This is a genomic window from Streptomyces sp. NPDC005899, assembly GCF_040629645.1.
GTDB lineage: Bacteria > Actinomycetota > Actinomycetes > Streptomycetales > Streptomycetaceae > Streptomyces.
The window spans coordinates 1-1,017 of sequence record NZ_JBEXWB010000717.1; the positions used below are offsets into that span (position 1 = coordinate 1).

Below are 1,017 nucleotides of genomic sequence, written 5' to 3' on the forward strand. Positions count from 1 at the left end.
CTTTTTAAATAAATCCCCCTTTATCCCTATTTCATTCCTTCCCCTTTGGTGGGGTGTTGAGTGGGCCGGGAGGGCGGCCCCCGGCCCGGGCGGGGTCTGCGTACCCCCCCCGCCGGCCGGAGGTGCGCCGACCCCGTCCCCACGGTGCGGCGCGGCGGGCCCTCGTCATCCGCTCGGACGACGGCCCACGTTCGTCAGGACCCGGGTGGGGGCACGGGGGTGAGCAGGGCGGGGAGCACGGCGCACTCGATGAAGCGGGTGAGGAACCCCGTCTCGCCGTAGCGCCCCTCCAGGAGCGGCCGGGCGCGCATGACCCCGAGCAGCTGGGCGGCGACGAAGGGCGTGGCGGGGTTGTCGGCGGCCACCTCGCCGCGTGCGACGGCGCGCTCCACCATCGCGTCGATCGCGGCGATCGAAGGCGCGATGAGCGCCTCGCGCAACGCGCACAGCAGCCCCGGATTGTGCAGGGCCGCGTGGCTCAGGGCGTGCATCAGGGCCGTGTCCCGGTTGGAGGCGGCGTCGATGGCCCTTACCGCCTCGTGCAGGTCGCCGCTCAGGGTGCCGGTGTCGATGTGGGTCAGCGTGGGCGTGCGGGTGCAGCGCAGGGCGGCGACGACCAGCTCGGGCTTGGAACCCCACTGGCGGTAGAGGGTCGACTTGCCGCACCGGGTCCGCGAGGCGACGCCCTCCATGGTGAGGGACTCGTAGCCGCCCTCGCGCAGCAGGTCCAGTACGGCCGTGTAGAGCTCCTGTGCCCGCTCCGGTGTGATCTTCGACCGGCGGGACGACGGCGCTGACTCCTGGACGGGGCCGGACGGCTGCATGTGCTTCCCTCTCTGCGCGCGGCTGCGACGGGGGCTTCCGATACGCCAGTGTACCGATACGGCCGTGTACCGATACGCCGCCGTATCGGTACACTGGCGTATCGATACGGCAAGGGGCCGCCCTGCCGGTACCCGAACAGCGCCTCGACCGCGAACTGGGACGAGGTGTAGAACCCCCCCGCGAGCCAGACGA

At 71.5% G+C, this 1,017-nt stretch carries 1 protein-coding gene; it reads right to left on the bottom strand.

Annotated elements, in window-relative coordinates:
* Positions 1-194: 194 nt before the first annotated feature.
* Entirely contained in the window at positions 195-824 is a 630-nt protein-coding gene (locus ABZ371_RS32890; RefSeq protein WP_358686654.1) for a TetR/AcrR family transcriptional regulator, read from the bottom strand.
* Positions 825-1,017 lie beyond the last annotated feature (193 nt).

What these genes read in the sequence shown, in the direction of transcription:
- ABZ371_RS32890 (WP_358686654.1), bottom strand. Translation starts at nt 824, where the DNA reads ATGCAGCCGTCCGGCCCCGTCCAGGAGTCAGCGCCGTCGTCCCGCCGG.